The 13,395-nt window shown below is 47.6% G+C and carries 9 protein-coding genes and 1 pseudogene; 6 read left to right on the top strand and 4 right to left on the bottom strand.

Features of this window, described 5'->3' with window-relative positions; translation table 11 throughout:
• Positions 1–2 precede the first annotated feature (2 nt).
• Positions 3–1,328, top strand: coding sequence for a PDZ domain-containing protein (locus tag BMW94_RS23320; protein ID WP_091001249.1), 1,326 nt, complete (start codon positions 3–5; stop codon positions 1,326–1,328).
• 52 nt (positions 1,329–1,380) lie between these two features.
• Here the strand turns inward: BMW94_RS23320 and BMW94_RS23315 are convergent.
• From BMW94_RS23315 to BMW94_RS23305, 3 genes and pseudogenes are all read right to left on the bottom strand, one after another.
• Positions 1,381–1,563, bottom strand: a pseudogene (locus tag BMW94_RS23315) (response regulator transcription factor); the annotation flags it as partial.
• A gap of 168 nt (positions 1,564–1,731) precedes the next feature.
• Positions 1,732–2,574, bottom strand: coding sequence for a flagellar motor protein MotB (locus tag BMW94_RS23310; RefSeq protein ID WP_091001247.1), 843 nt, complete (start codon positions 2,572–2,574; stop codon positions 1,732–1,734).
• Positions 2,558–3,355, bottom strand: a complete 798-nt coding sequence (locus BMW94_RS23305; RefSeq protein ID WP_091001246.1) for a flagellar motor protein — start codon at positions 3,353–3,355, stop codon at positions 2,558–2,560. Before BMW94_RS23305 ends, BMW94_RS23310 begins: the two co-directional genes overlap by 17 nt.
• 169 nt (positions 3,356–3,524) lie before the next feature.
• Here BMW94_RS23305 and uvrB point away from each other — a divergent pair, with 169 nt between their 5' ends.
• Positions 3,525–5,516, top strand: a complete 1,992-nt coding sequence (gene uvrB / locus BMW94_RS23300; RefSeq protein ID WP_091001245.1) for an excinuclease ABC subunit UvrB — start codon at positions 3,525–3,527, stop codon at positions 5,514–5,516.
• A 139-nt stretch (positions 5,517–5,655) separates the two neighbouring features.
• Here uvrB and BMW94_RS23295 read toward each other — a convergent pair whose 3' ends face one another.
• Positions 5,656–6,066, bottom strand: coding sequence for a hypothetical protein (locus BMW94_RS23295; protein WP_175480828.1), 411 nt, complete (start codon positions 6,064–6,066; stop codon positions 5,656–5,658).
• A gap of 252 nt (positions 6,067–6,318) precedes the next feature.
• On the opposite strand from BMW94_RS23295, the gene uvrA reads away from it, so the two are divergent.
• The 4 genes from uvrA (at position 6,319) to BMW94_RS23275 (ending at position 13,097) form a co-directional block, all read left to right on the top strand.
• Complete coding sequence (gene uvrA / locus BMW94_RS23290; RefSeq protein ID WP_091001243.1) at positions 6,319–9,177, top strand: excinuclease ABC subunit UvrA; 2,859 nt, start codon at positions 6,319–6,321, stop codon at positions 9,175–9,177.
• A 322-nt stretch (positions 9,178–9,499) separates the two neighbouring features.
• Positions 9,500–9,712 (top strand): hypothetical protein, encoded by a 213-nt coding sequence (locus BMW94_RS23285; protein ID WP_076287653.1) that lies wholly within the window; start codon positions 9,500–9,502, stop codon positions 9,710–9,712.
• 276 nt (positions 9,713–9,988) lie between these two features.
• Positions 9,989–11,155: a S1C family serine protease gene (locus BMW94_RS23280; protein ID WP_254790339.1), complete on the top strand. Its 1,167-nt coding sequence runs from the start codon at positions 9,989–9,991 to the stop codon at positions 11,153–11,155.
• Positions 11,156–11,198: 43 nt separating this feature from the next.
• Positions 11,199–13,097 carry a stalk domain-containing protein gene (locus BMW94_RS23275; RefSeq protein WP_254790338.1) on the top strand — a complete coding sequence of 633 codons (1,899 nt, stop codon included), beginning with the start codon at positions 11,199–11,201 and terminating at the stop codon, positions 13,095–13,097.
• The last annotated feature ends 298 nt before the right edge of the window (positions 13,098–13,395 follow it).

Genomic DNA, 13,395 nt, shown 5'->3' with positions numbered 1-13,395 from the left:
CAATGGAATGGGCTTGGCCATGGTTGACCACATTAGGAGAAGCATTGTTGCAGTTGTTTATTCAGCCGTTTTATTATATTGCGGTAATCTTGATTGCTCTCGTTTATCATCGTCAGCTCTTGCAGGAACGTAAATTGTTCCACGTTCGTCTGCAAAGCTCGATCACACAGACCATTCGTGCAATACTTGGAGGTATTGTGATTGGTGCAATGGTCTCAATCGTGTCGCTGTTTCTTGGGGCACATCTTACATTGGGCAGCCTAATCTGTATATGGGCAGCTACGTTATTTCTGGCATTATTCCGTATCCGATACTTATGTTTTGCTTATGCTGCAGGTTTGCTTGGCGTGTTGCAGTTTGGTTTAAATATGGCTTCGGGCTGGCAGCCCGCAGGATGGTTGGGAACTGTCACTGAAGCATTACGTGCGCTGGATATGCCTGCACTTCTTGTGCTCGCAGCTGTATTACATATCGGTGAAGCATTGATGGTACGCATGCAAGGGGTATCCATGGCATCGCCTTTGCTCTTCGAAGGTAAACGCGGCAAGCTCGTTGGAGGCTACCAGTTGCAGCATTTCTGGCCCATTCCGCTGCTGATTCTTGTTCCAGTTACGGGCGGGGCCGAATTGCCATGGACCGCTTTAATCAGCGGAGGGAATGGCTACATGCTCGTTGCGCTGCCGATTATGCTGGGATTCGGAGAAGTTACGCAAAGTATGCTCCCCGGAAAAAAAGTCCAGATTTCCGCAAAACGATTGCTGCTATATGGGACAGGGCTACTTGTGCTCAGTCTCCTGGCTGCATGGTGGTCTCCACTCATGGTTGTTGCAGCCTTGGCTGCTTTCATTGGGCATGAGTTCCTGGTGTGGTACAGTGGCTTCGAAGAACAAAACCGCAGCCCGCTGTTTGTACACCCTGAGCACGGCCTGAAGGTGCTGGGTGTTATTCCTGATAGTCCCGCAGAAGAACTGGGAATTGAAGCTGGGGAGACCTTGTACAAGGTGAATGGCGTATTGGTGCATTCGCCTGAGCAATTACATCGCGCTTTGCGTATGAATCCGGCCTTTTGCAAGCTGGAGGTACGCAATCATCAGGGTGAGAGCAAGTTTATACAACGGGCGATCTATGAAGGTGAGCATCATCAGCTCGGGGTGCTCATGGCCCCGGACAATCATGAAGCCTGGGCGCTCCGCTTGCGTCCCCTAACTCTGTTTCATATCGTAAGTCTCAAGTTGTTTGCACGACGTCGGAAAGATCAGCTTGATGTTGAAGCTCCACTAGCATTGCCACCCGCCCCGGCGGGGGAGCAAAGATCTGTAGAGATGTAATGAAGAAAGGGTATTTCCTCCGCCATATTAGGCGAGGGAAATACCCTTTTTGCTACTTTTTCAACATGAAAATGGCAATTTGAGTCCGATCACGCAAACTTAGCTTACCGAGAATATCGGTAACATAGTTTTTGACCGTGCCTTCGCTCAAGAATAGTTTTGCGGCAATTTCTTTATTGGATAGCCCTTCTGATATAGCCTCTGCCACAGCCAGCTCCATACGGGTTAGTCCGTAAGAGTGTTCAGATCGTGTGCCATGTCTGTACAATGAGTAAAATAAGGGGTCTGTCGTTTAGCAAAAAGAGATAGAAGTATAAACTAAAAGCACGTTCTGCTGAATCGAATTCAGTAAGAACGTGCTTTTTATAATAGAGCAAGGATGCTTCATACGATATGTTGGAGATTAGGGCTGGAGTTGACGCAAGACGGTGATTTCCACACGTCTATTTTTTTGCCGCCCTGCGGCGGTGGTATTATCCGCAGTTGGGCGGGTATCCGCGTATCCGGCATATTGAAAACCGTCAGGGTCAAGCTTTTCTTTGTCGAGAAAAAATCGCAATACAGACAGTGCACGTTCCCCGGAAAGCTCCCAATTGTCTTTATAGGTAGCGTTTGCCCCGATAGGAACGTTATCCGTATGCCCTTCAATGCTGACAACGGTGCTCAGATCACGGAACAGGCTTGCCAATTTGCTTAGTGTGGGTGAAGCATCACTTTTGAGTGCGGCTTTTCCCTGATCAAACAGGAAGCGGTCGCTGAGTGTGATGGAGATGCCTTGCGGCTTGTCCGCAACAAAAATCTGATTTTCCAGTTTATTGTCCTCAATGTACTGGGTAATCATATTGAACAGATTTTGCAGCTCCTGCTCCTGTGATCTGAATTGCTCTTCCCGCTCCGTAAGTGGCTGATCGTCATCATCCGGCTTATCTGTCTCGGAACCGGAAGAGGGTCCGTCGCCTTCTCCAGGGTCTTCGCCCTGAATCTGGGAAGGTGGATTTTTGGTAATGGCTTGTCCAGCTGTTCCACCAATGCCTTCACCTTGATCAAGCAGGGAGTTGGATTGGTTAAATGTATTTTGCAACGATTGAGTAACCACATCGTATTTACCAGAATCCAGATGGCTCATGGCATACATGATCACAAAAAAGATCAATAGCAGAGTAATGAGATCGGCATAGGTAATCATCCAGCGATCTCGATGATCTCCAGGTTCACGTTTTCCGCGCCGTTTACTGCGCCGACTCATCCAATCCCTCCTTCACTACAGGACGTGTAATCTGGCGGTGAGTAAGTGTGAAGGACTCCAGCCGTTTACGCACAAGCTGAGGGTTTTCCCCGTTCTGGATGGACAGTACGCCTTCGAGCAGCATTTCCATCGTCTGAATTTCGTCTGCTCCACGGGATTTGATTTTGGAAGCAATGGGTAAAAAGATAAGATTGGCACTGGCGACCCCGTAAAGGGTTGCGGTAAAGGCAACAGCAATCGCTGGTCCGAGTCCGGTAGGATCGGTCAGACTGCCAAGTACCTGAATAAGTCCCATCACGGTACCGATGATACCCATCGTTGGAGCATAACCGCCTGCTGATTCAAAAATTTTGGCATAGTCTTCATATTTTTGTTCGACGGAATCAATCTCCATCTCCATGATCTGGCGAACAACATCCTGATCTGTGCCATCGACAACCATCTGAATACCATCTTGCAAAAATGGATGCGGATGGTCCATCACTTTTCGTTCCAGTGCAAGCACGCCTGATCGGCGAGCGATTGAAGACATATCTACAAGTTCTTCAACCCACTGGCTAGAGTCATTGTTGTTACGCCCGAAGGCCATACGGAGGGCAGCAGGAATCGTACGCAGCCGATGTGCAGGGAAACTGGCAACAACTGCGGCAATCGTTCCACCAAATACAATTAGAGCAGCCGTCTTTTGCATCAGACCGGATAATTGGCCACCTTCCCATAAAAAACCACTAATGACTGCGGCAATCCCGGCAATAATGCCGATAAGTGTCGCAATATCCATAAATTAACCCACTCCTATCTTTAGTTCGCGATTGCATCACTTGCACAGACGAGGTATAATTAAACGGGAACAAATATTCCTATTACTATAAGTTTTCCCATATGTAAATTCGGGGAACTTCGACAATATATAGTGACTATTATTTTAGACGATAGGGTGAGATACGGCAATGAGCGATATTATAATGAGCGACAAAACGTTCGAAATCGAGTCAGAGTTTTCTCCCCAAGGTGACCAGCCTGTAGCCATTGAAGAATTGGTGAAGGGTGTTCAGGAGGGGAAGAGATATCAGACGCTGCTGGGTGCAACCGGTACGGGTAAGACGTTCACCATTGCACAGACGATTGCCAAGCTGCAACGTCCCACGCTGATTATTGCCCACAATAAAACGCTGGCAGCTCAGCTTGCAAGTGAGTTCAAAGATTTTTTTCCAAATAACATGGTTGAGTATTTTGTCAGTTACTACGATTACTTTCAACCAGAAGCCTATATTCCTTCCTCGGATACGTATATCGAGAAGGATTCAAGTATCAATGAAGAGATCGATAAGTTGCGCCATGCGGCTACGAGTTCATTGTTTGAACGCAGGGATGTCATTATTGTAGCGAGTGTATCCTGTATCTATGGTTTGGGTTCCCCGCATTCGTATTCCAGCATGCTTCTGTCCCTGCGGGTAGGGATGGAGAAACCACGCAATCAGATTTTGTCTCGTCTTGTAGAGATTCAATATCAGCGGAATGATATTAACTTTGTGCGTGGTACGTTCCGTGTTCGCGGCGACGTTATCGAAATTTTCCCGGCATCGAAGGGTGAACACGCGATTCGGGTGGAATTGTTCGGTGATGAGATTGAGAAAATTACGGAGATTGACGTGTTAACCGGAGAACTGGTTGGCGAACGTGAACATATCGCCATTTTCCCCGCATCTCACTTCGTAACCCAAGAAGAGACGATGCGCGTCGCGCTGGTGAACATTGAGCGTGAACTGGAAGAGCGTCTTGAAGTGCTGAGAGAACAGGGGAAATTGCTGGAGGCTCAGCGACTGGAGCAACGTACACGTTACGATATCGAGATGATGAAGGAAGTCGGGTTCTGTTCAGGGATTGAGAACTATTCCGGACCACTGACGTTCCGTGAACGTGGCGATACACCTTATACACTGATGGACTATTTTCCGGATGATATGTTGATTGTGGTCGATGAGTCCCACGTGACGCTGCCACAGATTCGTGCAATGTATAATGGTGACCAAGCGCGGAAGACTGTATTGGTTGATCACGGATTCCGTCTGCCATCTGCGCTGGATAACCGCCCGCTTAAATTCGAAGAGTTCGAAGAAAAGATGAATCAGATCATCTATGTATCTGCGACACCGGGTCCTTACGAGATAGAGCATACGGATACGATGGTACAACAGATCATTCGTCCAACCGGTCTGCTTGATCCAATTATTGAGCTGCGTCCAACGAAGGGACAGATCGATGACCTGATCGGTGAGATTAACGACCGGATTGCGAAGGATGAGCGAGTCCTGATCACAACATTAACGAAGAAGATGTCCGAGGATTTAACAGATTATCTGAAGGAGATCGGAATCAAGGTACGTTATTTGCACTCCGAAATCAAGACGTTGGAGCGTATGGCGATCCTGCGTGATCTAAGGCTAGGGGTTTTCCATGTCCTTATCGGAATCAACTTGCTCCGGGAAGGTCTGGATCTTCCCGAAGTTTCTTTGGTAGCTATTTTGGATGCCGACAAAGAAGGCTTCTTACGCTCGGAACGCTCACTGATCCAAACGATTGGTCGTGCAGCACGGAACAGTGAAGGCAGAGTCATTCTGTATGGTGACAAAGTGACGGATTCGATGGAAAAAGCGATGAAGGAAACAGAACGCCGTCGTGCAATCCAGATTGAATATAACGAAAAACATGGCATTACACCACAGACGATTCGCAAAAAAGTGCGTGATGTGATTGAAGCAACCAAAGTTGCTGAATCCAAGAAAGACTATCTTACAGGCGCTGCCGAGAAGATGTCGAAGAAGGAACGTCAGTCGCTTATTCAGCGCCTAGAGGTAGAGATGAAAGACGCAGCCAAAAACCTGCAGTTTGAGCGTGCTGCTGAACTTCGTGATGCATTGCTGGAACTGCGCGCAGAATAGCTTATTAAGGCAGACTGTAGAGCTATAAGATAAAGGCACAGTTAATGAATGTGTCGCAGCAAGGATAGATCTGCAACAAGAGAACGGCCGGGTGGCCGTTCTCTTGTTGAGTCAGGAAATCAGTGATATCTACCTATAATTAGATATGTTGAAAACGTAAAATCAGGTCTATACTGATAGAAAAGTTGAAATTGGTTAAAAGGTTTATAGGAAAACATTTGGAAGTCGTGTACCCGGGAGCCGAGCCGAAGGCAATGGCGACCATCGCGAGCGAGGCAAAGCCGTGAGCATCCCGGTGTTCAAGGGGAGCCGAGCCAAAGGCAATGGCGACCTTCGCGAACGAGGCAAAGCCGTGAGCGTCCCGGTGTTCAAGGGGAGCCGAGCCAAAGGCAATGGCGACCATCGCGAGCGAGACAAAGCCGTGAGCGTCCCGGTGTTCAAGGGGAGCCGAGCCAAAGGCAATGGCGACCTTCGCGAGCAAGGCGAAGCCGTGAGCGTCCCGGTGTTCAAGGGGAGCCGAGCCAAAGGCAATGGCGACCATCGCGAGCAAGGCGAAGTCGTGAGCGTCCTCTCGTGGTAGAGCGGCCGTCCAAGAGACCGGCGATCGGCCGGGATCTTGGACGAAGCTGCGGGCACACGACAACCTTCACATAGCAAGACCCGACCATTCACCATTGCACCGCTTGTTTCGGGTGTCCAGAGGGCTGCGCCCTTTGGGGCCCTCCCTTGGAAGGGAGGGTTTGGGAGGGATCGAAAAGCCTTTAAAAAGGTTGGAATTTCAACATTGAAAGGATGAAACCCATTGGCGAGCGAGAACATTGTCATCAAAGGCGCGCGAGCGCATAACCTCAAAAACATTGATATCACCATCCCGCGTGACCGTTTTGTTGTATTAACCGGTCTGAGCGGCTCAGGCAAGTCCTCGCTGGCTTTTGACACGATATATGCCGAAGGACAGCGACGTTACGTTGAATCATTATCGGCTTATGCACGGCAGTTTCTGGGGCAGATGGAGAAACCAGACGTGGATTCCATTGAAGGATTATCTCCGGCTATCTCCATAGATCAGAAAACGACAAGTCGTAACCCGCGTTCTACTGTGGGAACCGTTACGGAAATCTATGACTACCTGCGTCTGTTATTTGCCCGTGTGGGACATCCTCATTGTCCGGATCATGGCGTCGAAATTAGTTCCCAGACCGTAGAACAAATGGTTGACCGCATCATGCAATATCCTGAGCGGACCCGGTTGCAGATTCTGGCACCGATTGTCTCGGGACGCAAGGGTGAACACAAAAGTATATTTGCCGATGTGTCCAAGCAGGGCTTCGTCCGTGTTCGGGTGAACGGGGAATTACGGGATCTGTCCGAAGATATCCAATTGGAAAAGAACAAGAAGCATACGATTGAAGTCGTCGTTGACCGGATCGTGATCAAGGAAGATGTGCAATCACGTTTGGCCGACTCCATTGAGACTGCACTTAATCTGTCCGGTGGACAACTGCTGGTAGATATTATGGGTGAAGAAGAACTGCGTTTCAGTTCCAACTTTGCCTGCCCGGTGTGTGGATTCAGTATTGAAGAACTGGCGCCGCGCATGTTTTCGTTCAACAGCCCATTTGGAGCCTGCCCGGATTGTGATGGATTAGGTGTCAAAATGATTGTTGACCCGGACCTGTTGGTACCGGATCGCAGCAAAACCATTGAAGAGGGCGCGTTCGATGCCTGGACAGGTGGTACATCCACCTATTATCCGCAGTTCCTCAAATCGGTATGCGAACACTTTAACATTCCGCAAAACGTACCTGTAGAAGATCTGCCTGCTGAACAAATGAACAAGCTGTTGCAGGGTACAGGTACGGAGAAAATTCGTTTCCGGTACGAGAATGATTTTGGACAACGGAAAGAAGCATTGGTTACCTTTGAAGGTATTGTAAATAATCTGGAGCGTCGTTACCGTGAGACAGCATCCGAAGGTATCCGTGAATTCATTGAAGGTTATATGAGTGCCAAGCCGTGTGGAACATGTAAAGGACAGCGACTAAAACGTGAAAGCCTTGCTGTTACGATTAACGATCACAACATGGCTTATGTGACAAGTTTGTCCATTGGAGAAGCTGGTCGTTTCTTCGACTCGCTGCAATTGAGTGAAAAAGAAGCAATAATCGCCAAACTTATTTTAAAAGAGATCAACAGCCGTCTCGGCTTCCTGGTAAACGTAGGACTGGATTATCTGACCCTGAGCCGTGCTGCAGGAACGTTGTCCGGTGGTGAAGCCCAGCGGATCAGACTGGCGACACAGATTGGTTCCAGCCTGATGGGTGTGCTGTATATTCTGGATGAGCCGAGTATCGGTCTGCATCAACGGGATAATGATCGTCTGATCTCAACACTCGCTCACATGCGGGATATCGGTAACACACTGATCGTGGTTGAACATGATGAGGATACGATGATGGCCGCCGATTATATTATCGACATTGGTCCGGGGGCAGGTATCCACGGTGGTACCATCATGTCGCAGGGTACGCCGGAAGAAATCATGAATGATGAGAACTCGTTAACGGGTCAATATCTAAGTGGGCGCAAGTTTATACCGGTACGTACCGAACGCCGTAGTGTCGGGGACCGCTGGCTGGAAGTGCGCGGAGCGAAGGAAAATAACCTGAAAAACCTGAATGTAAAAATTCCGGTGGGTGTATTCACCGCAGTAACGGGTGTATCCGGCTCGGGTAAATCAACGCTAATTAATGAGATCTTGTATAAAACGCTTGCTCGTGATTTGAACCGTGCACGGGTACGCCCTGGTCAGCACAAAGAGATTCGCGGTCTGGAACATATCGATAAAGTCATTGATATTGACCAGTCTCCAATCGGACGGACACCACGTTCCAACCCGGCAACGTATACAGGCGTCTTTGATGATATCCGTGATCTGTTTGCACAGACCAATGAAGCCAAAGTGCGTGGATACAAAAAAGGCCGATTCAGTTTCAATATTAAAGGTGGGCGTTGTGAAGCATGTCGCGGGGACGGCATTATCAAAATTGAGATGCACTTCCTGCCGGATGTCTACGTGCCTTGTGAGGTCTGCAAAGGCAAACGGTACAATCGCGAAACACTTGAAGTCAAATACAAAAATAGAAATATTGCAGATGTGCTGGAAATGACGGTAGAGGATGCAACGCAGTTCTTCGAGAACATTCCGAAAATTCATCGCAAAATGCAAACCTTGCTCGACGTAGGGTTGGGCTACATTAACCTGGGTCAGCCTGCAACAACGTTGTCTGGCGGTGAAGCACAACGCGTGAAGCTCGCTTCCGAGCTGTATCGTCGCAGTACGGGTAAAACGATCTATATTCTGGATGAGCCAACGACCGGTCTTCATGTTGATGATATTGATCGTCTGCTGAACGTCCTGCACCGTCTGGTGGATTCCGGTGAATCGGTACTCGTTATCGAGCATAACCTGGACGTTATCAAAACAGCCGATTATATCGTTGATCTGGGGCCGGAAGGTGGAAGCGGTGGCGGAACCATTGTTGCGACAGGTACGCCTGAGGATATTATTAAAGTGGAAGCTTCCTATACGGGTAAGTACTTGAAGCCAGTATTGGAGCGGGATACAGAACGAAGCAAGACGTTACAATTGACGGAGTAAATGCTCCAGTTTACAGGTTGTTTGTGAATATCTAACCCTTCTTTTCATGAAGTAGGCGGCATCGGTGTATGATCTGATGCCCTCTTCTTCCGAGGAGAAGGGTTTTCTGATATTTTGCCGTTGTGCCAATCTCATTCAGGTATCGGTGAAAGTGTTTACATATGCGGTAGAGCAAGCATTCCAACAATCGACTGCCAAACTGGATTTTTTTCATTTTTCTGGATGATAGGGCTTGCATTACAAGCAGGGTACAGATAACATAGAGGAAGATATTAGGGTATGCGTTTAGCTGTTCAACTATGGTGAGGAGGTCTGTCTATCCATGCTGTTTGCAGAAGCTGCCGCGGCGAGCACTTCAAATTTTAATGCGTTTGATATTTTTGTCATCTTATTTACGATCCTGATTTTCATCGGAGTGGTTCGTCTGCTTCGAGCACCGAAGAAGAATTTGTTTGCTATCGGATTTGCAGTGGTCAGTCTGCTGGTATTCCTTTTGACGGACTATGCCATGATTACCGGTTGGTTTGGTTCGTAGACAACGCTGAACTTATTTGAAAACAGCAATTAGAAGAACAGACAAACACTTTCCAGTGAATGAAGGAGGGTGTTTTTTTGTGTTTTGCAGAGTGGTTCGGATCATACGGTCTTCTCTATAGAAATTAGGTCTTAAAGTGATTGTACAGGAATAATTTGTATGTTAAATTTGAGGATACCGGTATTGCAGATAATAGAGAAAGAGATTTAGTAATGGATCATATGGTTCGGTTGCATAACGGAGGACATATAGAGAGGGTTAGGTGAGAGAATGAGCGTGAGCGAGTTGGGGAAAAAGGGTGTAGCCATACTGATGGCTGCTGTACTCTCGATCAGTGTTGCAGCAACGGCTGGGGCAGCGGAGTCTTCATCAAGTATGCAAGCCAAAATGGTAGATGGACAAGTCTATGTTAGTTCAAAGGATTTGGTCAAAGCGCTCGGAGGAAGTGGGCAATATGACGCCAAGTCTGGAACGTTTCAGTATAAGGGCAGTGAAGCAGTCCCGAAAGTAATTGAAAAAGTATCTCCTTCTGTTGTAGGCATTATCGGCAAATCTACTGAATTACAGGATGGCGTCACATCGGATCGCTATAACCTAGCTCATGGCACTGGCGTGATCATCCGCTCCAACGGCTGGATTGTGACGAATGCCCATGTGGTTGATGGATTAATAAATCCGTTGGTCGTGACGACTGATGGCAATACATATAAAATCACCAAAACATACAGTGACCCGTTAAGCGATATCGCACTAATCAAAATTAATGCCAAATCTCTTAAACCGGCGACCTTCGCCAAAGCTTCCCAAACAACTGTTGGAGAAACCGTCATTGCCATCGGCACACCGATTTCCTTCTCTTTGCGTAACTCGGCGACAGTGGGCGTAATCAGTGGTCTTAATCGGGGAGTGGAGGCTACCTATCGGTTGATTCAAACAGATACAGCCATTAACCCTGGCAACAGCGGCGGACCGCTGGTCAACCTCAAAGGTGAAGTTGTTGGTATTAACTCTATGAAATTTTCAGCAGTGGGTATCGAGAGCATGGGATTTTCAATTCCAGTAGATACCGTTCAATATATTATCAATCAGTTCTTTGAATACGGAAAAATCAAGCGTGCAAGCCTCGGCTTGCAACTGGAAGAGAGCTGGTCAGCGATTGTGGGCCTGCCTACAGATGATCCTTTGACGATTACGGGTGTGCTGTCAGCTCAAGCGAAGAAAGCCAAAATTAAAGAGGGAGATGTGTTATACAGTGTAGCAGGCACACGTGTGTCCTCTGTGGTGGATATCAATGAGTTGCTCAAAAAGTATGTGCCAGGACAGAAAGTCAAACTGCTAATGCAAACGGACGGCGATATTGTCACTCGTACGGTGGTCCTTGCTGATCGAGCGGATATCCAAGACGATGAAGATGAGCAGTTCACTGTAGATGAAGATCAATAAAGCCCGGCGAGCCATCCGGATCCAGAGAGGACGAATGAACGGAATGAAAAAATCATTTTTACGTGTGCTGAGCACAGGAATGTTAGCCGGGATGCTGAGCATTGGAGCGGCATTGCCTGCGTGGGCATCCGATCTTATAACAAGTGAGCTGCGGATCACAGCGGGTAGTACGAGCGCCTATATCAATGGCAGCAAGCAGGCAATCGCCAAACCATATAAGTTCAAAGGGGTTACGATGGTTCCTGTCGGTGTATTCAAGAAAGCTTTTGGTAGCGAGATCCGACTGGAGAAGAATGATGTGGTCAAGGTTAAGGAAGGCCCGCATACTGTCACCTTAACCATTGGCAGTTCGATTGCCTGGGTGGATGGAGTCAAAAAAGAGATGGGCACTGCCCCAAAAATGGTGAATGGCGTTCTCATGGTGCCACTTCGCCCGGTAGCGGCGGGGATTGGCGCTACACTTGCCCCAAGCAGTTCAGGAGAAATGGTCATTCGATTATTGCAAACGGATGAATCGTTTGATGAGGACGAGGGCGGCATTAATCTGGACGAAGGCAAAACGAGAATTGGTAACAGTTATTACGGCTGGTCCATTAATTACCCATCTGACCTCATGATTCTGCAAACGGGTGAGCAGGAGCGCATGATGACATTTGGCGCGGAAGACAGCAGTTATTATCTTGAAGTGTATGTGAGTGACCAGGATGTTAATCTGGATTCGGATGATTTGTTACAGCAGCTTGTTCAGGAAGCGAAAGAGAGCGGAGATACGGTGCTCGATCGAGAATCGATTGCCAAAGGGAAAACCCCTTATGCCCGGATTGTGGTTAAAGATGCAGACGGGGTGTTATGGGAAATGCGCCAATATATCCATGATGGTCGCCAATACGACGTATACTTGGCGGATTATGACGCACTGAATTATAAGGATCTGGGCAAACGTGCAGCGCTGCTCAATTCATTCCAGCCTACTTATGTTCAGTCGGATCGTACCATTAAGGATCTTTCAACCGTGGATGAGGGTATGCGCTCTACCTGGAATGACGATTATGGCATTGAACTGAAGATTCCAGCAGGTTGGTCCATGGACAACACACAGATGATATACGAAGCCAAGGATGGTGCATATCTGCAACTGCGTGTTACATCTGCACCGAAAGGTGCGACGGTCAAAGAGTGGAGCGGCCAACTGGACAAATGGATGCGTGAGACGTTCACACCAGAAAGTTATGAACCGATAGGTTCATATACGATGGATGTATCAGGCGAGACTGCTGAGGTGAATGAGTTCCGTTATAACTTTGGCGATGGATGGCAGACAGAGTTCGATGTTCTTTTGCAAAAAAACGGCTATCGCTATTATGCAGAGTATACGTTCCCTGAGGAGCAGACGAAGGATCGTGAATGGTTTAAGAGTATCATGAAGAGTGTTGAGATTGATTTTGATACCGTATCTGATAATTTCGGACAGTTGGATGAAGACCCATATTTGACGGATAAAACAAAATCTGTGACACGAACGTCCAAACGTTATCATTACAGTGTAGATATTCCACGTTACTGGACGCCGTACAATGATCGGTTTGAGTATTCTCCTGTCGTGTATACCTTCACAGGTGGTCAATTCTCCATTGCCGCGAGTGAGGACAAATCCATTGAAATGACTGTCAGTCAACTTAGAGAGGCGTATGCGGAAGCAACCAAAACGCGTAAAAACTTCAAATTGATTAGCAGTGAGGAGTTGACGTTTGCGGGTGTGCCTGCGTTTTCCTTTATCTATCATGAAGTGGACAATGGTGTGCCGTATACCGGACGTCAGATCGTGTTTGAACAGAATGGAACGACGTATACCATTACGAGCGGGCTGAATGACGCCAACAAGACAGAAGTGCAGGCAGCAGCGCTGGAAAAAGCCGTGAACTCATTTACTTTTATCAAATAATGCAAAATGATGAAATAAATAGATGTATGTTGCCGGAGGGTCACAAGACCTTCCGGTTTTTCGTGGTTTTTTCAGGAAAGCGTAGAAGAGTCGTTGCAGAAGTGGTACACTATACTAGTTCAGGAGTTATGACTGCTGTTCTGAAAAATAAGAATGACTGTAGGCTTGGGAATCAGGCAATACAGACATAATGTATAGATATAGCGATACAGTGACAATGCAGGATATGGAATCAAGGTACAGAATTTAGCGTACAGGGTACAGGGATGAACTCCGGCTATGCCGGTTATGGGGAGGA

Origin of the sequence: Paenibacillus sp. OK003 (genome assembly GCF_900109515.1) — a bacterium.
Lineage (GTDB): Bacteria > Bacillota > Bacilli > Paenibacillales > Paenibacillaceae > Paenibacillus > Paenibacillus marchantiae.
This window is presented reverse-complemented; position numbering and strand designations above follow the sequence as displayed.

Bases quoted from the DNA above. Each gene is read 5' to 3' on its own strand.
- BMW94_RS23320 (WP_091001249.1), top strand. From the start codon at position 3: ATGGAATGGGCTTGGCCATGGTTGACCACATTAGGAGAAGCATTGTTG.
- BMW94_RS23310 (WP_091001247.1), bottom strand. From the start codon at position 2,574: ATGAGTCGGCGCAGTAAACGGCGCGGAAAACGTGAACCTGGAGATCAT.
- BMW94_RS23305 (WP_091001246.1), bottom strand. From the start codon at position 3,355: ATGGATATTGCGACACTTATCGGCATTATTGCCGGGATTGCCGCAGTC.
- uvrB (WP_091001245.1), top strand. From the start codon at position 3,525: ATGAGCGATATTATAATGAGCGACAAAACGTTCGAAATCGAGTCAGAG.
- BMW94_RS23285 (WP_076287653.1), top strand. From the start codon at position 9,500: ATGCTGTTTGCAGAAGCTGCCGCGGCGAGCACTTCAAATTTTAATGCG.
- BMW94_RS23275 (WP_254790338.1), top strand. From the start codon at position 11,199: ATGAAAAAATCATTTTTACGTGTGCTGAGCACAGGAATGTTAGCCGGG.